21 protein-coding genes are annotated in these 21,261 nt (G+C 47.8%); 14 read left to right on the forward strand and 7 right to left on the reverse strand.

Translation table 11 applies throughout. From position 1 onward, the window contains the following. Both BGO59_RS03680 and BGO59_RS03685 read right to left on the reverse strand, forming a co-directional pair. Nucleotides 1-1,038, reverse strand: a complete 1,038-nt coding sequence (locus BGO59_RS03680; protein ID WP_293680695.1) for a sensor histidine kinase — start codon at nucleotides 1,036-1,038, stop codon at nucleotides 1-3. Then, nucleotides 1,035-2,117: a sensor histidine kinase gene (locus BGO59_RS03685; protein WP_293680697.1), complete on the reverse strand. Its 1,083-nt coding sequence runs from the start codon at nucleotides 2,115-2,117 to the stop codon at nucleotides 1,035-1,037. The genes BGO59_RS03680 and BGO59_RS03685 overlap by 4 nt, the downstream gene beginning before the upstream one ends. 288 nt (nucleotides 2,118-2,405) lie before the next feature. On the opposite strand from BGO59_RS03685, the gene BGO59_RS03690 reads away from it, so the two are divergent. The 11 genes from BGO59_RS03690 (at nucleotide 2,406) to BGO59_RS03740 (ending at nucleotide 13,873) form a co-directional block, all read left to right on the forward strand. Continuing rightward, entirely contained in the window at nucleotides 2,406-2,816 is a 411-nt protein-coding gene (locus BGO59_RS03690) for a T9SS type A sorting domain-containing protein (protein WP_293680699.1), read from the forward strand. Nucleotides 2,817-2,987: 171 nt separating this feature from the next. After that, nucleotides 2,988-3,968 carry a cytochrome c gene (locus BGO59_RS03695; protein ID WP_293680701.1) on the forward strand — a complete coding sequence of 327 codons (981 nt, stop codon included), beginning with the start codon at nucleotides 2,988-2,990 and terminating at the stop codon, nucleotides 3,966-3,968. Between the two features lie 146 nt (nucleotides 3,969-4,114). After that, on the forward strand, nucleotides 4,115-5,155 hold the full coding sequence (locus BGO59_RS03700; RefSeq protein ID WP_293680703.1) for a sensor histidine kinase: 1,041 nt from the start codon (nucleotides 4,115-4,117) through the stop codon (nucleotides 5,153-5,155). A 142-nt stretch (nucleotides 5,156-5,297) separates the two neighbouring features. After that, complete coding sequence (locus BGO59_RS03705) at nucleotides 5,298-6,830, forward strand: PKD domain-containing protein (RefSeq protein ID WP_293680705.1); 1,533 nt, start codon at nucleotides 5,298-5,300, stop codon at nucleotides 6,828-6,830. Between the two features lie 110 nt (nucleotides 6,831-6,940). Further along, nucleotides 6,941-8,284 (forward strand): sensor histidine kinase, encoded by a 1,344-nt coding sequence (locus tag BGO59_RS03710; protein ID WP_293680707.1) that lies wholly within the window; start codon nucleotides 6,941-6,943, stop codon nucleotides 8,282-8,284. Nucleotides 8,285-8,392: 108 nt separating this feature from the next. Continuing rightward, the gene (locus BGO59_RS03715; RefSeq protein ID WP_293680709.1) at nucleotides 8,393-9,541 is read left to right on the forward strand and encodes an FAD-dependent monooxygenase; all 1,149 of its coding nucleotides are present in this window, start codon (nucleotides 8,393-8,395) and stop codon (nucleotides 9,539-9,541) included. A gap of 135 nt (nucleotides 9,542-9,676) precedes the next feature. Further along, nucleotides 9,677-10,777 (forward strand): sensor histidine kinase, encoded by a 1,101-nt coding sequence (locus BGO59_RS03720; protein WP_293680711.1) that lies wholly within the window; start codon nucleotides 9,677-9,679, stop codon nucleotides 10,775-10,777. Nucleotides 10,778-10,880: 103 nt separating this feature from the next. Next, nucleotides 10,881-11,801: a J domain-containing protein gene (locus tag BGO59_RS03725; protein WP_293680713.1), complete on the forward strand. Its 921-nt coding sequence runs from the start codon at nucleotides 10,881-10,883 to the stop codon at nucleotides 11,799-11,801. A gap of 11 nt (nucleotides 11,802-11,812) precedes the next feature. Beyond that, complete coding sequence (locus BGO59_RS03730) at nucleotides 11,813-12,115, forward strand: chaperone modulator CbpM (protein ID WP_293680715.1); 303 nt, start codon at nucleotides 11,813-11,815, stop codon at nucleotides 12,113-12,115. Nucleotides 12,116-12,207: 92 nt separating this feature from the next. Beyond that, on the forward strand, nucleotides 12,208-12,690 hold the full coding sequence (locus BGO59_RS03735) for a hypothetical protein (protein ID WP_293680717.1): 483 nt from the start codon (nucleotides 12,208-12,210) through the stop codon (nucleotides 12,688-12,690). Nucleotides 12,691-12,808: 118 nt separating this feature from the next. Next, on the forward strand, nucleotides 12,809-13,873 hold the full coding sequence (locus BGO59_RS03740; protein ID WP_293681155.1) for a P1 family peptidase: 1,065 nt from the start codon (nucleotides 12,809-12,811) through the stop codon (nucleotides 13,871-13,873). A 6-nt stretch (nucleotides 13,874-13,879) separates the two neighbouring features. Here the strand turns inward: BGO59_RS03740 and BGO59_RS03745 are convergent, their stop codons facing one another. The 3 genes from BGO59_RS03745 to BGO59_RS03755 all read right to left on the reverse strand — a co-directional run bounded on the left by BGO59_RS03745 (nucleotide 13,880) and on the right by BGO59_RS03755 (nucleotide 17,357). Next, the gene (locus tag BGO59_RS03745) at nucleotides 13,880-14,440 is read right to left on the reverse strand and encodes a hypothetical protein (RefSeq protein WP_293680719.1); all 561 of its coding nucleotides are present in this window, start codon (nucleotides 14,438-14,440) and stop codon (nucleotides 13,880-13,882) included. Between the two features lie 103 nt (nucleotides 14,441-14,543). Then, nucleotides 14,544-16,607 carry an OPT/YSL family transporter gene (locus tag BGO59_RS03750; RefSeq protein WP_293680721.1) on the reverse strand — a complete coding sequence of 688 codons (2,064 nt, stop codon included), beginning with the start codon at nucleotides 16,605-16,607 and terminating at the stop codon, nucleotides 14,544-14,546. A gap of 81 nt (nucleotides 16,608-16,688) precedes the next feature. Next, on the reverse strand, nucleotides 16,689-17,357 hold the full coding sequence (locus BGO59_RS03755; RefSeq protein WP_293680723.1) for a helix-turn-helix domain-containing protein: 669 nt from the start codon (nucleotides 17,355-17,357) through the stop codon (nucleotides 16,689-16,691). A gap of 191 nt (nucleotides 17,358-17,548) precedes the next feature. Here BGO59_RS03755 and BGO59_RS03760 point away from each other — a divergent pair, with 191 nt between their 5' ends. After that, on the forward strand, nucleotides 17,549-18,007 hold the full coding sequence (locus BGO59_RS03760; protein WP_293680725.1) for a sterol desaturase family protein: 459 nt from the start codon (nucleotides 17,549-17,551) through the stop codon (nucleotides 18,005-18,007). Nucleotides 18,008-18,097: 90 nt separating this feature from the next. Here BGO59_RS03760 and BGO59_RS03765 read toward each other — a convergent pair whose 3' ends face one another. Further along, nucleotides 18,098-18,319: a DUF2795 domain-containing protein gene (locus BGO59_RS03765; protein WP_009284883.1), complete on the reverse strand. Its 222-nt coding sequence runs from the start codon at nucleotides 18,317-18,319 to the stop codon at nucleotides 18,098-18,100. 236 nt (nucleotides 18,320-18,555) lie between these two features. Here BGO59_RS03765 and BGO59_RS03770 point away from each other — a divergent pair, with 236 nt between their 5' ends. After that, nucleotides 18,556-19,308 carry a copper homeostasis protein CutC gene (locus tag BGO59_RS03770; protein WP_293681158.1) on the forward strand — a complete coding sequence of 251 codons (753 nt, stop codon included), beginning with the start codon at nucleotides 18,556-18,558 and terminating at the stop codon, nucleotides 19,306-19,308. Here BGO59_RS03770 and purU read toward each other — a convergent pair. After that, nucleotides 19,282-20,136 carry a formyltetrahydrofolate deformylase gene (purU, locus tag BGO59_RS03775; protein WP_293680756.1) on the reverse strand — a complete coding sequence of 285 codons (855 nt, stop codon included), beginning with the start codon at nucleotides 20,134-20,136 and terminating at the stop codon, nucleotides 19,282-19,284. The genes BGO59_RS03770 and purU overlap by 27 nt on opposite strands. Before the next feature lie 80 nt (nucleotides 20,137-20,216). Between purU and BGO59_RS03780 the strand changes: the two genes are divergently transcribed. Further along, nucleotides 20,217-21,215 carry an isoaspartyl peptidase/L-asparaginase family protein gene (locus BGO59_RS03780; protein ID WP_293680759.1) on the forward strand — a complete coding sequence of 333 codons (999 nt, stop codon included), beginning with the start codon at nucleotides 20,217-20,219 and terminating at the stop codon, nucleotides 21,213-21,215. Nucleotides 21,216-21,261: the final 46 nt, after the last annotated feature.

Genomic DNA, 21,261 nt, shown 5'->3' on the forward strand with positions numbered 1-21,261 from the left:
TCAGCCCTGGCGAATCAACGGTAAGGTCACTGTAAAAAAACGATCATCGTCCTGCACGTTAATATCGCCCTCACCCAGTAGTCGATACTGAGTGGCGATGTTCGATAAACCAACCTGATGCGACACAACCCGACCACTTCGTCGCTGTATGTTGTTGCGAATAACCAGTCGTGCATCGGGGTGGGTTTCGATACAAATGTGAAGCGGCTGTTCAGGCAATATACTGTTATGCTTTACGGCGTTTTCGAGCAGCAATTGTAAGGTGAGTGGCGGTAAGAGATGGCCATCAAATCGGCTGTCAACTGTATGTTCCAACCGAATGTTATCGCCATAACGCGTACGGAGCAAGTGGAAATACGACCGGGCAAACTGCATCTCTGCCGAAAGAGGCACTAACTGTGCTTCATTACTTCGGAGCAGATATCGATATACACTGCTCATTTCCTCGACAAACAACTCGGCCTTTTCAGCATCTTCTTCAACTAGCGAAGAGAGTGTATTCAGACTATTGAATAAAAAATGGGGATTGATCTGACTTTTCAGGCTCTCAAACTTGCGCTGTAAGTTGGCCTTTTTGAGTTGCTCCGTTTCGATGATTGTCTTCTCCCATTCCTCAAATGCATTGATACTCTCATAGGTAAACGATACAATCAGTACGGTTAACACAACAAACAACAGCCCATAGCCTAGCCGCTCAAGCTGAGGCTGATAATTGGGCAAACCCACCTGGCCGAAACACCACCAGGCCACCGTTGTGAACAAACTGGAGTTGAGTGCCAGCAGCAGTAAATTCGGAATAAACCGCTGAATAAACTGCCGATTGTTTGGAAAAATCCGGTGCGACTGCAACGTAATCAAATTGTTTACATACCAGTGTGGGTACATAAACAACAACATAATGATCGAGGTCGCTAAAAAGATGTGCCTGCTGTGCCAGTACTGGCTCCCCAAAAGCAGGCTGTTTTCAATCAATATGAAAACAGGCAGTACAATCCACTGTATGGTAATATCCTGTTTTGTGTAGTGAGGGAGTTTCAAGACACAACGGGTTTAGCTAGTAGTGAATGAACATCGAACCGTTCTTTTTGGGCGAGCGCCAGTCGAACAGTAAAGAAATGACCATCATCGTCGATAAGAGGTCGGGCTAATCCAAACGACTCAAAGCGAATGGCCAGCGTTGCCAGGCCACCTCCCTGCTGCTGTACATTAACAGCCACTTTTTTCCGTAGAATCGTATTGCGCACAATCAGCATTCCATCGTCGGTGTATATACAGATTCGTAAAGGCTGCTCAACCAGTAAACTATTATGGCGCAGTGCATTTTCGATGAGTGTCTGCAACGTAAGCGAGGGAAGCAGACAATCCAGTTCCTGTTCATGTATGTCAATTTCCCAACATAGTGTAGCGGGGCCGTCGCTCCGGCTGAAACGTGTATCGAGCAGATACCGGTAGGCCGTCAGAAAATCCAGTTCATCGGATACGGTTACCAACGGCCGTTGCCCAGCCTGAAGGATATACCGATAAACACTGGCCAGTTCGTCAATGAACAAACCAGCCCGTTTTTTATCGTCGGCAATGAGCGCCGAGAGTGAGTTCAGGGCATTAAACAGAAAATGCGGATTTACCTGGTTTTTCAGGCTGTCGTACTGACTCTGTAGACCGGCTTTTTTTACGGCTTCGGCTTCTTCAACTGCCTGTCGATAGCGTTGCAGGTAATACGTCACTTCGTAAAAACCACCTATCAGGAGCATTGTTGCAAGGCCGATGGCCCAATAAATCAGATAGACTTTAGCCGTAATTGGAACCAACGCAAGGTTTGTAGCATCGGTCAGGAAAACGAAGAATACCTGAGATAACGTAGTTATTACTCCCAGCCCTACTAACGTAAATAAGACCCGCCGACGAGTTTGTTCAATCGCTTCGTAGCGCTTACGGACCAGCATAAGCCAGCGCACATGAATTTCCCAGACAATAGCGACATAGACCATACCGAAGATGGCCCAGCTAAAGTAGACTACCGGATTGTAGCTGTACTCTTTAAGGTAGACCAGGTTGGCCAGCAGAATCGAAATGGGGATAGCGACCCAGCGTATCCACTTGTCATTCAATCGTTCCAAGAATGGTAATGTTGCTTCATGCAATATAGAACAAACACCGTAAAATTCCTCAGGTCGTATCCGTACACAATACAGGCTTTATCAAACGATTCTCTCATACTATCCATCTTTGCCAGATTACGCAAAACCAGCAATTATCAATTGAGAGTGTGATTCACGCGGTTCACCCTTGAATCTTAACGCTTCGGCTAACAATCTGTTTAGCAGCGAATTGAGCCGCCCTACTTTTGTATTGTTCTTTTTTAACCGCTACGGCGAATCATAAACAACAAATAACTTCTGAAAGTCATGAAAACAATTGCCACAACACTCCTTGCCGCTGTACTGCTGAGTACATCAACGTTTGCAGCACACACACCTCATTTACCAAAGTCTCCGGTGTCGGTTGGCCCAACGGCTATTACAAATTCGTATAAAGTAGCCATTTACCCATCGGCAGTGCCATCGAAAGTAAATGTAATGATCGAACGCGAGCCTGGTAAAGCTATGGAGATTTCGTTACTGGATTCGGATGGGTTTACCCTCGCCACAAAGTACATCAATAAAAAAGAAGGTAACGTTCATGTAAAATTCGATTTGTCAGAATTGAACGATGGTGCCTACCAGATCCAGATTGTCTCGGGTAGCGACAAAAGTGTACATGCGATGAGCATTAACACACCTACTGCTCAACCATCGCGTACCATTGCGGTGAAATAAGACGCAGGTCATAAAATTCAGCTAGCTAAAAAGGCCGTTTCACAACGGCCTTTTTTCAGTTCAGCCCACTAGAATACCGCTTCATCCGAAACTGAACTGGTATATAGGCTTTTAGCCCGCAGTTTTGCTTTGGTCTTTACGGCTATGTTCCTCTTTAAACAGACAAATACAATGAAAAAAGCTCTCAAAATTGTCGGCCTTATCCTGGGCTGCGTCCTTCTGGCACTGCTTGGATTTGGCGCTTATGTATCCATTGTGGGTGTCCCTACCTACGACCCACCTACCATTCCTGATATTACGATCGAAAGCACACCGGCCCGTGTAGCTCGTGGTGAAGTCATTGCCCAGATTCAGTGCATGTCGTGCCATGCCGACAAAAACAACCGCCTAACCGGCAAATACCTGGCCGAAGTACCAGCCATTTTCGGCAAGCTCTACTCCAAAAACATTACACAGGATAAAGAGAAAGGTATTGGCAAATGGACCGACGGTGAACTGATGTATTTCCTGCGTACAGGCATACGACGGGATGGTTCGTATGCACCGGTTATGCCTCAGTATCCAAACATGGCCGATGAAGACCTGAAATCGGTCATTTCCTGGCTTCGCTCCGACCGTTTCCCGGTACAACCTTCGAACCAGGAAGCGCCAGCGTCCGAATTCTCGCTGTTCTCGAAAGCACTGGCTCACACCATTATGAAGCCACTTCCCTACACGGGTCAGGTAGTAGCTTTTCCTGATAGCGCCAATCTGGTGGCCCTTGGCCGCTACACAGCCGACGCCATTGGCGATTGCTATGCCTGCCATTCGGGCGACCTGATTGACCAGGACAAAGTCCATCCCGAAAAAACCAAAGGGTATTATGGCGGTGGTATCGAAATGGTGGGCGAAAGCGGCAAAAAAGTAATAACTGCCAATCTGACTTTCGATGAAAAAACGGGTATTGGTAGCCGGTATACGAAAGAGCAGTTTATCCGGGCTGTGAAGTTTGGCGTACGACCCGACGGCAGTATCCTCAAATATCCGATGGAGCCCAAAATGGTTTTATCGGATCGGGAAGTTGGTGCTATTTATGAATACCTGAAAACGGTACCGAAAATCAATCACGACATCGCGCAAAAAACGGCCGAACTTCAACTGGCAGAGAAGTAACGCTTTTTCAAAGACTCCGATGAACGGTGATGACGGCTGACTATCGCTAAAATTACCACTGAGAGTCAACGCCTACATCGTTCATCGTAGTCCATAAATCACTATTTTTAACCTCGCTTTAATGTAGACTTTCTATTCAGGACCGCATGAAACAATGGTATAAACTCGACCGCTATGATCTTCTGGTCATGCTGTTGAGTTACCCGGCGATATTCATTGCGAACTACCTGGTCCTGGGGCCCCGTTATTTCAACGATCTGGCCTTATTCTTTTCGGTCACGGCTGGTATAACGGTTTTATATGTAGCCTTTGCCTGGGTCATGGATACCTGGATGAAGTATATGCGCTACTGCTACACTGAACTCGATCAGGCTCTCCGGCGCATCCTCTACTGTCTGCTGTTCTATGTCATTGTCACGGTCCTTTTTGTTTGCCTGATTTTCCTGTTGTACGACTGGTTCAAGGTTCCCGGCTATCGCTATGATCCCGTCATTTTTCGCTGGACTTTACTGATTGGCTTTATTTGCAATCTGCTTTCCATCGGTGTTTTTGAGTCTATCTATTCCTATCAGAAATGGAAGGAAAGTGTGAAACGGGAATACGAGTTGAAAGAGTTGCATGTACAGCGACAACTCGATATTCTGAAGCAGCAGGTCAATCCACATTTCCTGTTCAACAGTCTCAATTCGCTGGTTTCACTGATTGGCGAAAATCCCGCCCAAGCCGAGCAATTTGCCGAAGAACTTAGCTCCGTGTACCGCTATATTCTCCGCGCCAGTGAACAGAATCTGACCGACCTGACAACGGAAATGACCTTCGTGGATTCGTATTACCACCTGCTGAAAACCCGACATGGCTCCGGGCTTATTCTGACCGTTTCCGTCGATAAACGATTCGACACCTACCAACTTCCCCCTCTGACGCTTCAACTGCTGCTCGAAAATGCGGTAAAACATAATATCGTTTTGGCCGATCAACCGCTAACGATCAGTATTGAAACAGATGAACGAGCGTTTCTGACCGTTCGAAATACCTTACAGAAAAAACAGGCGCGGGTGTTATCCAATGGCGTTGGCCTGAGTAACATCCTGGCAAAGTATCAGATGCTTGGCCAACCAATGCCAACCGTTCAGGAAACAGACGATCAATTTGTGGTCAGATTGCCGCTTATCAACGTCACTTCATAGGCTGTTTTCTACAGTCTACCTCCAACAACGCCAGTTCAACCACGGCTTTTTCCGTTTCAGCCGATTCCGTATTCCGGGCCATAACGCGTGCCAATACCTTTGTTGCCGTTAAACAACAAATCTCCGCACGAGCGGCCTCTTCATGAAACCAACACCAACGTACCAAACGCTGGCCCTCCCGGCCCGCATTACCTTTACCCCGGCAGTAGTCGGCCTTAAACTGCTCATTTCGTTTATGATGGCCAGCCTCTTTTTGCTGACCAGTTGCAAGAAAGAAACCGAGGTTAACCCATCGGGCTCGCTTACAGCCAACGCCGGTCCTGATCAATCGGTACAGGTTGGGCAGACTGTCAATCTCGATGGGTCAGCTTCCAACGACAGCCAGGGCAAGCCTTTATCGTACCAATGGACGCTGGTGCGTAAACCCGCTAAAAGCACCGTTACCCTAAGCGACGCGGCTTCGTTTAAACCCACCTTCAAACCCGACGAAATCGGGGAGTATGAACTGGAACTGGCCGTGACCAGCACCAATGGTAAAAGTACCGACAAAGTACTCATAACGGCCTCTGTAGCTGAACCTCTGGCAATTACGGCGAACATCACCGTTAAAACCACTCTGATCGACCGCGTCCTGAATCCTGATCTGCCCGATTATATCGTAACGAAAAGTATTGATGTCAACAACGAACTGACGATCAATCCAGGGGTGGTTATTGCCTTCGAGCGTGATGTGCGGATGAATGTCAACGATGGCGGTGGTTTACTAATCGCTAAAGGAACGGCAGAGAATAAAATCAAGTTTGTGGGCGTACAGAAAACCAAAGGTTATTGGATAGGCGTGTCGCTCTACTCAGGCAGCAATGCCAACACAATGGAATACGTAGAGGTAATGCACGCAGGCAGTCGCACGGTATACAGCACCACCAAAGCCGCCCTGTTCATGTCGGGAGGAAGCCGCGCTCAGATTGCGCTGAAAAACTGTCTGTTCTCACAAAACGATGGCTACGGCCTGTATGTGCTGGACGGTGGTATCCTCAGGGAGTTTGCTCAGAACAGCTTTACCAGCAATACAGAAGCAGGTATCCTGCTAAATGCCGAAAACGTAGCCAAGCTTGATGCCGCTTCAACCTTCACGGGTGGCAATGGCCGCAACATCGTCGACATTACACCATCGGGTATCAAGGGTACCAACGAGGTGGCCTGGAATGGCTTCAACGACAAAACCCCCTATCGGATCAGTGGCGACTTCTCGGTCGATGCAGGTTGGAAACTAGCGCCTGGGGTTACCATCGAAATGAACCGCGATGCTGTTATCCGGGTCAACACTGCTGGGTATTTATCAGCCAAAGGAACAACGACCAACAAAATCGTCTTTACCGGAGCCGACCGCACAACGCCCTCCTGGAAAGGCATTATCTGCTACTCGCAGGATAGTAAGAATGAATTAGAATATGCCGAGGTTAGCAACGCTGGCAGCAGTGTGATCGTATCGGCTAAGAAAGCCAGCATTGCGATTTACGGCACGAAAGCCCTGATGTCGGTTAAGAATACAAAAATCAGTGGTAGTGGCGGTTATGGCGTGTTCGTCAGCTATGGGGCTTCGGCCAATACCGACCTCAGTACAGCCAATACCTTTGAAGCAAACGCCCAGACCAACGTATTGATCGAGAAATAGTAATAAGTTTTAGTCATCGGCTTCGCCGTCATTGATAGTCATTGGGGCCATCAAACAAGATAACTACCAATGTCGACGAAGCCAGATGACCTTGAATGACATGTTACCTTATGACCTTCCAGATTTGGGGCGCGGTTTTTACAGGCATGGTACTCTCGATCATGTTGATGAACATAGTCCAATGGACTACGTATCGGGATCGAAACTATGGCCTGTATACATTATACATGCTGGCCTGGTTATTCTACTTTGGCCTGCGCGTGTATACATTCCGCGATTGGTTTTCTCTTGAAACCAACCATTTCGTTCGGGCGGTCGCACCCATGGGAGCCTATTACATTTATTTCGACTTCATCGACTCTATTCTCGACCTACGTCATCGGCTACCCAATTTTTACCGCCAGTTGCAACGAATAAAGATTGGCATTGTCATTTACATCGGTATTCATCTTTTGCTTTGCTACGGGCCATCGTTATGGAATCCAGTTTTCTACGAAGTAACGTTTATCATGATGCGTTTAGCAATGGCCGTTCTGGGTGTTTATGGCATTCAGCAAATGCTATCGTTGTGCGATCCTGTATCGCGCCTGTATGCCATAGGGACCTTTTTTCTACTGGTCGGCGGGCTAACATCGATGTTTCTATCAATGGTCAGACCTAATGAAGACTGGGCCGGGCCCTTCTGGATGGTATCACTAACCTATATGCAAACTGGTATCATTGCCGAACTGGTCTGTTTCTCGCTAGGGCTGAGCTACCGCCAGCGTAGGGCAGCCATTCGCAATGCCATGATTGAACAGGAGCTTATGCACGAGCGAGAAAAACACCACCGCGACCAATTAGAGGCAGAACTGGTGATGCAACGTCTGGAACAGGAAAAAACGGAGGTGCATATCCGGGCTTTACAGGCACAGATCAACCCCCATTTTCTATTCAACAGCCTGAACTCGCTAAGTGCGCTGATTGACGATGATACACAACAGGCTGGCATTTTTCTGGATGAACTCAGCTCGGTGTATCGCTATATGTTACGAGCCAACGATCAGATTTTGATTCCGTTAGCTTCCGAACTGGCGTTTATCCGCTCATACTGTCATTTGCTGCAAACGCGGCATGGGCAGGCCCTTCGGGTAGAATGGGCCGTTTCGCCCGTACTACTGGCGCTCCAGTTGCCTCCGCTCACCTTGCAGTTATTGGTCGAAAACGCCGTGAAACACAATGTAATTTTAGCAGACAACCCATTAACCATTGCTATTTCGACCAATGAGCAAAATCAGCTACAGGTTCGAAACAATGTACAGCGAAAAACGGTCCGGGTAGCCTCTAATGGTGTGGGCCTGGCCAATATATGGTCAAAATATCAGATATTAAATCAACCCATTCCAACCATTCAGGAAGATAGGGGTCTATTTATCGTGACACTTCCTCTTATAGACAAAGAGTGTTCAGTATAAATAGACAAACGAACGGTTTAGTAAAAGACAAGCGTATGAAAATTTGTCAAATCGTTACTATTTGACAGTCTAACGATTCCTCACAGTTCAAGAGTAGTAAAACGACGTATGAAAAAAAAATCTTCTTTCACTATCGTTGGTGGTGGTATTGCCGGTTTAACTACAGCCATTGCTCTTAATCGAAAAAATATCCCCACCACTGTTTTCGAAGCAGCTCCAACTATGCAGCCATCAGGTGCTGGTCTGGCGCTGGCGGCAAATGCCATCAAAGCGTTTCAACGACTGGGGATTGCCGATCAGATTATACACGCTGGCCGCCAGCTTGATGCCTTTACCATTCTCGACGAGCAAGGGGACAAAATTACCCGCACCGATAGCCGAATTGTAAGTCAACGCTTTGGGGTCAATAATTTCACCATTCATCGGGCCGATCTGCACAAAATCCTCCTGGCTCAACTCCCTCCAGATAGCATTCGTACCGGCAAACGAACCATTCACCTCAATCGTCAATCTGATGGCATAACGGTTTACTTCGACGACGGCACCAGTCATAAAACGGATTATTTGCTCGTGGCCGATGGTATACGCTCACCGATTCGGCAACAACTGATACCAGGCTGCTTACCTCGTTATGCGGGTTATACCTGCTGGCGGGCCGTTGTAAACCTTCCAGGTAACACGTTGCAGGAAGCTACCGAAACATGGGGTACTAAAGGCCGGGTTGGTGTTGTTCCGATGGCGAACGATCAGGTATACTGGTTTGCCTGTATCAATGCCCCAGCTAAGTCGGATGAAATGCGTCAGATGACGGTTCAAAAACTAGCCGACCGCTTTGCGAATTATCATGCGCCTATTCCTGAATTAATAGCGAAAACCCCCAACGAGTCGCTGATCTGGAACGACATTATCGATCTGAAACCATTAAACAGCTACGTTTTCGGGCGAGCCGTTTTACTCGGTGATGCCGCTCACGCTACAACCCCCAATATGGGTCAGGGTGCTTGTCAGGCTATTGAAGATGCGGTTATTCTGGCTGACGAATTAGCTAAAAATCAGCCGACAGAAGCCGCGTTTGCCGCCTTCGACCTCCGACGATTACAGCGTACTCATTACATTACCAATACCTCCTGGCGTATTGGCCAGTTAGCCCAAACCAGTAGTCCCCTGCTGGCCTTCCTGCGGAACGGTTTGTTCCGGTATTTACCCGAGAGCCTGAATCAACGTCGATTAGAAACCCTCTATGCTGTAGATTTTTAGCCATACTGGTTATCTCAATCCCGTAAACTGAGGTAACCAGCATTATGATTGAGTAACCCCACACTCCTCAATAATGGCTGTTTCGTCCTATTGAAACAAACATTATCTTTACCGAAAAGCCTGAACTGCTTCACGTTGAACACGATCAATGACAAATGGTTGCGTATAGTTGGCATTACCCTAATACTGGCATTCAGCATAACCGGCAATGGTTTTCATAGGCAGCCGCTAACAGGTGACATTTTACTCCGCATTTTTATTAGTCTGGTGTCCATTACGATAACCTGGCACGTCATTCGGGCGATCGTATTCCATTTCCGACAGAAATATTTTTCCAGGAAAGACATTTGGAAACGGCTACTCCTGACGTTTCTGGCAGGGAGTGTAGCAACAACAGTAAGCCTCTGGGTAACAGGCGCCATTCGATACTGGGTTACTCATGGCACCCTGCTAGGCTATCACTCGTATGGTCACACAGCCAGTATTACGATTAATAAAGCGACGATTGCCCTAAATCTGTACGGATTCGATTTTGTGCAGGCAGCCGTTAATTTTATCTTTTTTCAGACGATCTACGAAACCCTGTTTTTTGCCCGCGATTCGGCACTTTACCAGAAAAAGCTGAGATTGGCAGAGAAGGAACAGGAAAAACTACGTACGGCCAATTTACAAAGTCAGCTCGATGCGCTAAAGCAGCAGGTCAATCCGCATTTCTTATTCAATAGTCTGAATGTTCTGGATTCGCTCATTGAGGATGATCCTAAACAGGCACGAGTATTTCTGGAGGAACTCAGTACGGTGTATCGGTATCTACTTCGCGCCAACGATCAGCACCTGACCGAGCTAGGTGCTGAGCTGGATTTTATTCAATCGTATTATCACTTGCTGAAAACCCGGCATGGATCAGGACTGACGATGAACGTGACTATTGATGACCGTTATCAAACCTATCGTCTTCCTCCGCTTACGCTCCAACTTCTGGTCGAGAATGCCGTTAAGCACAACATTGTCCTTCCCGACCAACCGCTCAGCATCGACATCCTAACCGATGCGCAATCACATCTACAGGTTCGTAATACTATACAGCGGAAAACCGTACGCGTAGCTTCCAATGGCGTTGGCCTGACCAATATTCTGACCAAATACCAGATGCTCAATCAGCCTAAACCCATCATTCAGGAAACAGATGGGCAGTTTATCGTTACCCTTCCGCTGATCGCCAATAGCATCGAGTAGGCTGTACTATATAAATTTTGTTACCTATCACAGTAATAGCCAACCTTCCCGGCCACTTTTGTGTTTATAGAGTTGATTATAACTCTATTTATTCCCACCCAACATGGACTTTATCGACTATTATAGCGTTCTGGGCGTACCGAAAACAGCATCGGACGACGATATTAAGAAAGCCTATCGGAAACTGGCCCGGAAACACCATCCCGACCTCAATCCGAACGATGCAGAGGCCAATAAAAAATTTCAACAGATCAACGAAGCCAACGAGGTTCTGAGCGATCCTGAGAAACGCAAGAAATACGATCAGTACGGCAAAGACTGGCAACATGCCGATCAATTTGAGCAGGCCCGGCATGGAGATGCCCGGCAGCAACAGCAGCAATACCGTCAGCAGTATGCCCAAAGTGATACGGGCGATTACGATTTTTCCGATGGCTTTGGTGGTGCTGGCTTCTCTGATTTCTTTTCGTCGTTGTTCGGTCAGGAAGCCGGAGCGCGGGGCGGCCGACGTACGCAGTTCAAAGGTCAGGATTATCAGGCCGATCTTCACCTAAACCTCCAGGAAGCCTATACCACCCATAAGCAGACTATGACGGTGAATGGCAAAGCGATTCGCATTACGGTACCGGCGGGTATTGAAGATGGGCAAAAAATCAAACTGGCGGGTTATGGTGCGCCGGGTGTAAACGGTGGCCCCAACGGCGATTTGTATATTACCTTCGTCATTGATGAAGATCCCCGCTACAAACGGAAAGGCAATGATCTGTACATCAATGAAGAGATCGACCTGTACACGGCCCTGCTGGGCGGAGAGCGTGTGGTCGATACAATGGGCGGCAAGGTCAAGCTAACGGTGAAACCCGAAACGCAAAATGGTACCAAAGTGCGCCTGAAAGGCAAAGGGTTTCCCGTATATAAGCAGGACGGCAATTTCGGTGATCTCTACATTACCTGGCAAGTAAAACTTCCTACCAACCTGACCGATCAACAGAAAGAGCTATTCCGCCAGTTATCAACCCTTTAACACCTTGACCTATGCAAACCCAGCATCTGATATCCGTTCTTGACTTCTGTACCCATCACCACATCGAAATCACATTTGTGGAAACGCTGGCCGATAACGGACTGATTGAGATAACCACCGTTGAGCAGACTACGTATGTACAGCCTGAGCAACTGGGTCGATTAGAGAAATTTGTTCGTCTGCACCAGGATTTAGCCATTCATGCTGACGATCTGGATGTGGTAAGTGACCTCTTGGAGCGTGTCGAGAGTCTTCAGCACGAACTCAGGCAGGTACGTAGCCGATTGATTTTCTACGAATCAGATCAACGATAAAAAGCGTAACTAACTAACATGTAAAATGGTCAGAAATAGCCTTTCTGGCCATTTTACGTATTTCTTCCCTCAACAAAAAGATTATCTTGCTCATGATGAAACAACGTCCCTATTTAACACACCTGCTAATCTCACTATTTACTCTTGGAGCCTCGTTGACCGCCTGCCAGCAACAAACTAAACATACCGAATCATCCTCGTTAGGAGACTCATTGACTGCACAATCGGCTACTCAACCCGATACATTATGCTTTCAGCAGATAGAAGGGAAAGATTCGACGCTATTGCAAGTAGTCAGAAATGGATCAGCTATAACAGGTCGATTAGAGGTACTCCCTTTTGAGAAGGACCGAGCGTCGGGAACACTAAAGGGAACAGAATCCGGCAATCAGATCACCGCTGACTGGCAACGTTCAGGTGAGGGGATGACACAAACTTATGAAGTAGTATTCACCCTAAAAGGCGATGCCATCACCTGGCGAGAAGGAGAACGTATTGAAAAACAAGGAAAATGGGTTTTGAAAGACCCTGCTCAAGGCTACGACTACACGCTGATGAAGACAGATTGCCACTGAATTAACCCTTTTTAAGCTGGTTTATCCTAAATTGGTCGAAACAAACGTCTGTTGTCAGATGCTGACTCCTACCCGTTTTTACCATTTTCTTCTCTTCGCCTTTTTTATCAACGCTGTCATGGCGCAAACACCCAAACGTCCTCGCGACTATGGTATCCGGTTTGGTGTACTGCCAACGGGGCCGCTCAACGCTATCACCGATGTGCCAGGTGTACGAGTAGGCCAGGTTACGCTTAAACAAGGTCAGAATGTTCGGACAGGGGTGACCGCCATCTTACCTCACGAAGGTAACCAGTTTCAGCAGAAAAGTCCGGCAGCCATCTACATCGGCAATGGTTTTGGAAAGCTTACAGGCATCAGTCAGGTGGACGAACTGGGCACCCTCGAAACGCCCATCGTGCTGACGAATACGCTCAGTGTTCCTACAGCCGCCGATGCCCTGATCGACTATACACTATCGCAACCGGGCAACGAACAGGTGCGCTCCGTAAACTCGGTAGTAGGCGAAACCAACGATGGTTTTCTAAACGACATTCGTAGTCGGCACGTTACCAAACAACATGTGCTGGATGCGCTCAAACAAGCCAAATCGGGGCCCGTTGAGGAAGGTAATGTAGGCGCAGGGACTGGCACCATCTGCTTTGGTTTCAAAGGAGGGATCGGTACAGCGTCGCGTAAGCTACCTGCCTCATTGGGTGGTTATACCGTCGGTGCATTAGTGCAGACTAATTTCGGTGGTGTCCTGCAAATTGCGGGTGTTCCTGTCGGAGTAGCGCTAGGAAAATATTCGTTCAAAGAGAACCTCGACGGCTCCTGTATGATGGTTGTCCTGACCGACGCGCCATTGGACGCCCGTAACCTCAAACGACTCGCTAAACGTGCTTTCATGGGGCTTGCTCAAACGGGTGGTATTGCCTCCAACGGCAGTGGTGATTATGTGATTGCGGTATCGACTGCCTATCGCATTCCCCATGAAACCAGCAACCCATTCGACGACTTAAAACTGCTTCGTAACGACAACACTTCGCCCCTCTTCCTGGCAGCCATTGAAGCAACAGAAGAAGCCATTATCAATTCACTATTTGCCGCGCAAACACTTACCGGCGACCAAAGCCATCAGATCGAACAATTACCTGTCGATAAAGTGGTCGAGATGCTAAAGAAAGCGGGGCAGGCTAAGTAAGCCGTTCTATCCCAATTGTGGCTGTCGCCCACCTACAACCCACCGAACAAATCCATACACGATAAAGCCTAAAACAACCGCAAAAGCAGCCCATTTCAGATTGGTCAATACCGAACAGAACGACGCTACTGCTATTGAGGTTTCAGGATAGCTTTTGAGCAAATACACGATACAGAGATTCTCCAGCAGATCGAATGCCCAAATCCAGACCGGAACAATATTTACAAGCCGAAAGGGTGAATAGATTCGGTTTCGATATAGCAGCGAAAGAATTACACATAACAGAAACGTATAAATAAGCGGATAGGCCAGATCATCCGTCAATTCTCCCCTGGCATACAACGCCCGCCCTTCTGGACCATACTCAGACACCATCTGCATAACTCGGCCTGGGTCATACCCAACCAGCAAATCGATTGGCCCCAGTGACTTCCCGGCCAACGCATTCATGTCGGCTTCGAGGTGTTTAAAAATATAGGCCGGAAACGGGATGTAAAGAGCTAATCCCAGCAAAAGCGTTTTCCAGGACGCAATTCGATAAAAGAAAGAAGAGAGTGCAGGTAGCATGATCATGAAAAGAGGTTAAGACCAAAAGCAAACCTAAGATTTACTTTACTGATACTTAACCCCTTACGATACCTACAATGTTATACTTTAGACGCTACTGAATCTAGGAATGTCTATTCTCGGCGACACGCCACAAGATAGTTGCCAGACCTAAAAAGGCGACGGCACCCAATAACTCATAGCCACCTTCGCCCAGAGCATTTGCCAAAGCTGGCTCAACGGTCAACGATGTCAAGGCATTATAAACGGATTCGTTTACCGACAATAGCGCAACGAGTACACCAGCCAACGCCCCTCCGGCAACTAAGCCCGTAGCAAACAGATTCCCTTTTCCAAGGTCAGCATCTTCTTCGACAATTCCTTTACGCTTGGCATTCCAGTCGACGATGGCTTTCACTAAGCCACCCGCAAAAATGGGCAGCGTGGTCGAAAGCGGCAGATATAGACCTACCGCAAAGGCTAAGGCGCTCACGCCAACCAGTTCGAACACAAAGGCAATAAAAGCCCCGGCCAGTACAAATTGCCAATCCAGATTAAACGAGAGCAACCCTTTGATGAGCGTAGCCATCAACGTGCCCTGTGGAGCCGGGAATTTATCGGAGCCAATCGCATGAGTGATCCCCTGCGCCACTAAATCCGGTGTAGGCGTATCCAGAATTTTGACCGTAGCCCCGACCACCAATGACGAAACAATAACGCCGATAAACAGCGCCATCTGCTGATATTTTGGGGTTGCCCCGACCAGATAACCTGTTTTCAGATCCTGCGAGGTACCTCCGGCATTGGCAGCCGCTACGCAAATCATACTACCTACTACCAGTACGGCTGGCTCATAGAGTTTGCCCGTAAGCCCAAAGCCGATAAATACCAGCGAGGTCCCCATAATGGTAGCAATGGTCATGCCCGACACAGGTGAGGAACTTGACCCGATCAGGCCCACAATCCGGCTGGCAACCGTAACGAAGAAAAACCCAAAAACAATGACCAGTATGGCAATGAGCAATTTGGTCAGGATGGAATCGCCCGGAATTTGTGGGAGTATAACCATCAGAGCCGCCAAGGCGATGCTACCGATAACGACAATCCGAACGTTCAGATCCTGCTCAGTACGGGCTGTACGGTTGCTTTCGCTCATGTTCTCTTCCTGCTCCATACCCGCAACCGACGACCGGCTGAAACTCTGCCGAAACGACGACACAATGGTCGGAATGGTTTTGATCAGGGTCATAAAGCCGCCGGCCGTGACCGCACCGGCACCAATTTGCCGGATATACGCCCGGTAGATAGCTACAGCTGTATCGTTAAAACTGTGCGTTGTGGGATTCCAGCCACCGGGACCACCTGCGGTCTGAAGATTGGTCAAGTATCCCAATTTTTGCAATTGTAAGGCAATGGTATCGCCGGGTACAACCGATGCCAATAAGGGAATCAGGCCGAGCCATGCCAGAATACCGCCCCCTACTAACACTGCCGAGATCCGAAAGCCAATTATATAGCCTACACCTAAATATTCTGGGGTGATTTCACCGGCTACCTGTGCCGACGGAAAATATCGGTTGGCCTGTTTCGTAGCCCAAACGGGTACTTCGGCAATCACATGCAGTACCTTTTGCAGAAACGCATACAGCAGTGCTACCCCCAATCCCTGATACGCGGTCTTGGCAAAATCGCCCCCTTTTTCACCCGCAATCAGTACGGAAGCACAGGCTGTTCCTTCAGGATACGGGAGCGTTCCGTGCTCCTGCACAATCAGGGATCGGCGTAGTGGAATCATCATAAGCGTACCGATAAGGCCGCCCAGAATAGCCAGAGTCAGAATGGTCCAGTAGTTAAAAAAGTCGGCCCCACTGCCATTTGTCAGAAACAGGAATCCCGGCATAGTAAATACCACCCCCGAGGCAATACTTTCCCCAGCCGACCCTGTTGTCTGAATGATGTTGTTTTCCAGAATGGTTGTATTCAGGAACTTCCGGCCGAGCGAAATGGACAATACGGCAATCGGAATGGAAGCGGATACCGACAAACCCGCTTTAAGGGATAAATAAACCGTTGCCGCTCCGAACAATACGCCAAATACGGCTCCAGTAATAACGGCTTTGAGCGTAAATTCTGCGGGTGATTGACTGGCAGGAACGAAGGGTTTATGAGCAGTGGCTGTTTTGGCCATAGTTGTTGACTTTGTGATACGTAACTGGTAAGCATCACAAAGTACGCTTTTCTCCAATCCTACCGAAGCGGTTCACCGATTTTACTGCAAAACCCGCGTGGTATATCGATCCACCACATCGCTGGGATGAATCTCCAGCACATTGGCCAGTACCAGCAGCACGAGCGTTCGGGAGGCAATTCGTCGCGATATTCCGGCAATGGAGGCAAATAAATCAACCGTAATGCTATTGTGTTCTCCCAGGTGCTGCATCAGCATACGTTCCTTATCGCCATAGCTGAAGCGAATATTGCGTTCGGCCTGCTCTCCCTTCAAAATCTCGCGCACTTCGCGGCTTGCCTGCACCGACTTATCCCCTACGCGTACGTACGCCTTTTTATCATCGGGATTGGAAGGATCGGGAATGATGTAATGAGGGCGTGTGGGGCTGCGGGGCACCCGAATCACAAGCACTTCGCGTTCGTCGTAGAGTTGTACACGCTCAATAGTGTAGGAAATTCGCGGAAAACAAAATTTGTTGATAGCCCGGACGAGCAGGTATTCGTCCTCATCGGCATATTTCAGTCCCGGAATCGACTTGTCGTCACCGACGCCGATGAGCATGATACCGCCATTTGAATTAGCGAAGGCTACCACGCCCCGAATGATTTTCTCGGGATGATTTGTTTTCAGCTTGAACTCTAAATTGCTACCCTCTCCCCGTTTGACCAGGTTCTTGAGTGCCTGATAGTCCATAACCGATGGGTTCATCTGGTGAGCACCGAATTGCGATAAAGATACGGCTTTTCTCTAAACTTGCAAGAAGATCACCGACATCTCTATTTTTCGTTAAAAACTGTGTCGATCTGTCTCAACTTTTCGACTCAGCAAACCGTTAGCAAGAAATAAGACGTACGAAAAAACAGTAGTCTTTTTACTAATTCTAATCAGATAACATAAAAATGCTGGTAAACGTTGCGTTGGTTTTAGGGACTTTCCTGTTCATGGAAGGTGTTGCATGGTTTACACACAAGTACGTGATGCATGGCTTCCTGTGGAGTTGGCACCGCGATCATCACAATCATCATCCTGGTTTCTTTGAACGAAACGATTTATTCGCGGTAGTGTTTAGCCTTACGGCAATAAGCCTGATCTTGATTGGTGTAGAAGTGCCTACTCTGAGCTTTCTAACCTGGATTGGGGCTGGTGTTACACTCTATGGTTTCTTTTATTTTGTCTTTCACGATGTCATCGTACATCGTCGGGTAAAGATGAAGATCAACACCGACGGACGATACATGCAGCGAATCATGCGGGCGCACTACATTCACCACAAAGTGCATACGAAAGAGGGGGCAGAAGCCTTTGGCTTTTTATACGCACCCAAAAAATACGATCGGCCGGTAAAGAGCAAAAAGTAATGTACCGGAATCCCGTATTACCCCGTTATAAAAAAGGCGTAACCCTCTTGAATGGATTACGCCTTTTTTATGTGGAATGGCTCGAACAACTCAGTATTCATCTTCATTGAAGAAGAAGTCGTCTTTGGTTGGATAATCTGGCCAGATTTCTTCAATACTTTCGTAAGGCTGACCATCATCTTCGAGTTCCTGTAAATTTTCAACTACTTCGAGGGGCGCACCAGAGCGAATTGAATAGTCAATCAACTCATCTTTGGTGGCCGGCCAGGGGGCATCTTCCAGGTAAGACGCAAGTTCGAGTGTCCAGTACATAGTGTGTTCGTCTTTTAAGTCTATTTTTTAATAAGGGTGCAAAAGTAAAAAAACCGTTAATATGCAAGCTATTTTACGCAAAAATGTTCGCTACCGTTGCCCCATTGGGATTTAGGCGTTTAACGCGAAATTATTTCTTTTGTTTCAAGTTCAAAATGTACGCTGTAAAGTTTCAGGTTGCCAGTTCTATTTAGTGCTTCTTTATCCTGATGCTTTACCCATTAAAATCGAAAAATATGCTTATCGAAATCTGTGCTTATTCGCTTACGTCCTGCCTAACAGCTCAACAGGCTGGCGCCGGACGAATCGAACTATGTGGTGGCCTTCCCGAAGGGGGTACTACCCCCAGCGCTGGCCTTATCCAACTAGCACGAAAGCAGTTGCACATTCCTATGTACGTCATGATTCGGCCACGGGGTGGGGATTTCCTCTATTCTGATCATGAACTCGACGTTATGAAAGCCGATATACAAATGGCCAAGTCGCTGGGGGCTGATGGGCTTGTTCTCGGTTTGCTGAATGCCGATGGTACGATTGATGAGGAGCAAACACGCCACCTGATTGAATTAGCCAGCCCACTGCCTGTTACTTTCCACCGGGCTTTCGACATGACCCGCGACCCACTTGAAGCGTTGGAAGCCGTTATCCGAACTGGTGCAGAGCGGATTCTTACGTCGGGTCAGCAATCTACTGCAGAGCAAGGCATCGATTTGCTTCGACAACTTACCCAACAGGCAGCCGGACGCATCGAAATTATGGCGGGGGCCGGGGTTAATGCCAGGAATGCAGCACGATTGATTGAGGCCGGTGTCGATGCCTTACATCTGAGTGGTGGTCAGAAAAAAGATAGCCTTATGCATTATCGGCAGCCGTCTGTATCCATGGCATCAGCTATTCCTGGCGAATATGAACACATCGAAGCAAACAGCGAGAAAATTCAGGCGATCATCCAAATCACCGAATTACAGAACAATAGCCCGGTTGCCTGAAATAAAGACCCGATCGTTGAAAACCAGTTTCAGAGCCTGTGAAAGCACAATTTTTTCAACATCCTTACCTTCGGTTGCCATATCGGCAGCCGTATGCCGATGATCTACTTCTTTCACATTCTGAGCGATGATTGGCCCTTCATCCAGGTCATTATTGACAAAGTGAGCCGTTGCCCCGATAATCTTAACTCCTCGTTCATAAGCCTGCCGGTAAGGATTGGCACCAATGAACGCGGGCAAAAATGAGTGATGTATGTTCACAATTCGATTCGGGAAATGACGGACAAAGTCGGGCGTTAGTACCCGCATGTATTTGGCCAGGACTACGTATTCGGGTTCATAAATCGCCATAGTTCGCAGAATAGCCGCTTCGTGCTCCTCACGGGTTTTACCCTCATGCGAAATGTAATGAAAGGGAATGCCAAACTTGCTGACCAACGGTTGTAGTACATTATAATTACTGACAACGGCCAGAATATCGGCATCGAGTTCATCAAATGCATAGCGAATCAGCAACTCACCCAGGCAATGGTGCTCCTTAGTAACCATAACGACAATAGCTTTTTTTCGCTTTGGATTTAGCCGAAACGTAATTTTTCCGCTATTGGCCGAATCGGGCAGCGTTGTTTGTAGCTCATGCAATAACGCGGTATTATCAAAAACACCTTCAAACTCGGTGCGCATAAAGAACTGTCCGGACGGGCTCACATATTCATCATTGTGGATAATATTCAGATTATGCCGAAACAGTACACCCGTTACGTGGTAAATCAGGCCTTTACTATCGGGCCCATCCATGAGTAATATATGCTTGTCAGACTGAGTCATATTTCCTTTTGAATAAATTGACTAAAAGTAGCGATTACCAACGGTTTATTCCTTTATTTTGGGCCATAAGCCTTCATCCTATGGTAAATCGACGTCGTTTTCTGACGCTTAGCTCACTCGCTGGTCTCTTTCCATCATTCTCATTTAGCTCGCCACAATCGTCTGTTGATAAGGCAGCAATCACAGGTTTATCTACTAATTCTATGCCTGCTAATAGTGGCCCACTGGTCCTGTCTACCTGGAAGCAGCCTAAAGCAAATGCTGCCGCACAGGCTGTATTGGACAAAGGCGGTCGGGCCCTGGATGCAGTAGAAGCAGGCGTTCGCGTACCCGAAGCTGATCCAAACGATATGAGCGTGGGATACGGCGGCCGCCCTGACCGCGACGGGCATGTTACTCTGGATGCCTGCATTATGGACGAAAAAGGGAATGCAGGTTCGGTAACGTTCCTGGAACATATTATGCACCCTATTTCGGTAGCCCGTGCTGTTATGGAAAAAACCCCGCACGTCATGCTCAGTGGTGAAGGGGCTTTGAACTTTGCGCTCTCGCAGGGTTTCAAGAAAGAAAACCTACTAACTCCGAAAGCCGAAAAAGAATGGCGTGAGTGGCTTAAAACGGCCAAATATAAACCCATCGCCAACATCGAGCGGCACGATACCATCGGCATGCTGGCGATCGACGCTCAGGGTAACATCTCGGGAGCCTGCACAACCAGTGGGCTAGCCTACAAAATGCGCGGACGAGTAGGTGATTCGCCTATCATCGGAGCCGGTTTGTTTGTCGATAACGAAATTGGTGGAGCCTGCGCTACTGGCCTGGGCGAATTAGTTATGCGTACTTGTGGCTCATTTCTGGTAGTCGAACTGATGCGCCAGGGGCGAACACCCCAGCAAGCTTGTGAAGAAGCAGCCATGCGTATCGTTAAAAAGCAGGATTACAAAGATATACAGGTTGGCTTTATCGCCGTTAACAAGCAGGGCGAGTATGGAGCTTACAGCATTCAACCGGGTTTCAATTACACCTTATCGCAACAAAAGAATACGCAGGTGACCGACGCAAAATCATATTTGAAATAAACAAGTTTTTCTTTTATTGTTTATAGTACTTAATTGCCGTCCCAAA

Origin of the sequence: Spirosoma sp. 48-14 (genome assembly GCF_001898575.1) — a bacterium.
In the GTDB taxonomy this organism is placed as follows: Bacteria; Bacteroidota; Bacteroidia; order Cytophagales; family Spirosomataceae; genus Spirosoma.

What these genes read in the sequence shown, in the direction of transcription:
- BGO59_RS03690 (WP_293680699.1), top strand. Translation starts at nt 2,406, where the DNA reads ATGAAAACAATTGCCACAACACTCCTTGCCGCTGTACTGCTGAGTACA.
- BGO59_RS03695 (WP_293680701.1), top strand. Translation starts at nt 2,988, where the DNA reads ATGAAAAAAGCTCTCAAAATTGTCGGCCTTATCCTGGGCTGCGTCCTT.
- BGO59_RS03700 (WP_293680703.1), top strand. Translation starts at nt 4,115, where the DNA reads ATGAAACAATGGTATAAACTCGACCGCTATGATCTTCTGGTCATGCTG.
- BGO59_RS03705 (WP_293680705.1), top strand. Translation starts at nt 5,298, where the DNA reads ATGAAACCAACACCAACGTACCAAACGCTGGCCCTCCCGGCCCGCATT.
- BGO59_RS03710 (WP_293680707.1), top strand. Translation starts at nt 6,941, where the DNA reads ATGACCTTCCAGATTTGGGGCGCGGTTTTTACAGGCATGGTACTCTCG.
- BGO59_RS03715 (WP_293680709.1), top strand. Translation starts at nt 8,393, where the DNA reads ATGAAAAAAAAATCTTCTTTCACTATCGTTGGTGGTGGTATTGCCGGT.
- BGO59_RS03725 (WP_293680713.1), top strand. Translation starts at nt 10,881, where the DNA reads ATGGACTTTATCGACTATTATAGCGTTCTGGGCGTACCGAAAACAGCA.
- BGO59_RS03730 (WP_293680715.1), top strand. Translation starts at nt 11,813, where the DNA reads ATGCAAACCCAGCATCTGATATCCGTTCTTGACTTCTGTACCCATCAC.
- BGO59_RS03735 (WP_293680717.1), top strand. Translation starts at nt 12,208, where the DNA reads ATGATGAAACAACGTCCCTATTTAACACACCTGCTAATCTCACTATTT.
- BGO59_RS03740 (WP_293681155.1), top strand. Translation starts at nt 12,809, where the DNA reads ATGGCGCAAACACCCAAACGTCCTCGCGACTATGGTATCCGGTTTGGT.
- BGO59_RS03745 (WP_293680719.1), bottom strand. Translation starts at nt 14,440, where the DNA reads ATGCTACCTGCACTCTCTTCTTTCTTTTATCGAATTGCGTCCTGGAAA.
- BGO59_RS03750 (WP_293680721.1), bottom strand. Translation starts at nt 16,607, where the DNA reads ATGGCCAAAACAGCCACTGCTCATAAACCCTTCGTTCCTGCCAGTCAA.
- BGO59_RS03755 (WP_293680723.1), bottom strand. Translation starts at nt 17,357, where the DNA reads ATGAACCCATCGGTTATGGACTATCAGGCACTCAAGAACCTGGTCAAA.
- BGO59_RS03760 (WP_293680725.1), top strand. Translation starts at nt 17,549, where the DNA reads ATGCTGGTAAACGTTGCGTTGGTTTTAGGGACTTTCCTGTTCATGGAA.
- BGO59_RS03765 (WP_009284883.1), bottom strand. Translation starts at nt 18,319, where the DNA reads ATGTACTGGACACTCGAACTTGCGTCTTACCTGGAAGATGCCCCCTGG.
- BGO59_RS03770 (WP_293681158.1), top strand. Translation starts at nt 18,556, where the DNA reads ATGCTTATCGAAATCTGTGCTTATTCGCTTACGTCCTGCCTAACAGCT.
- purU (WP_293680756.1), bottom strand. Translation starts at nt 20,136, where the DNA reads ATGACTCAGTCTGACAAGCATATATTACTCATGGATGGGCCCGATAGT.
- BGO59_RS03780 (WP_293680759.1), top strand. Translation starts at nt 20,217, where the DNA reads ATGGTAAATCGACGTCGTTTTCTGACGCTTAGCTCACTCGCTGGTCTC.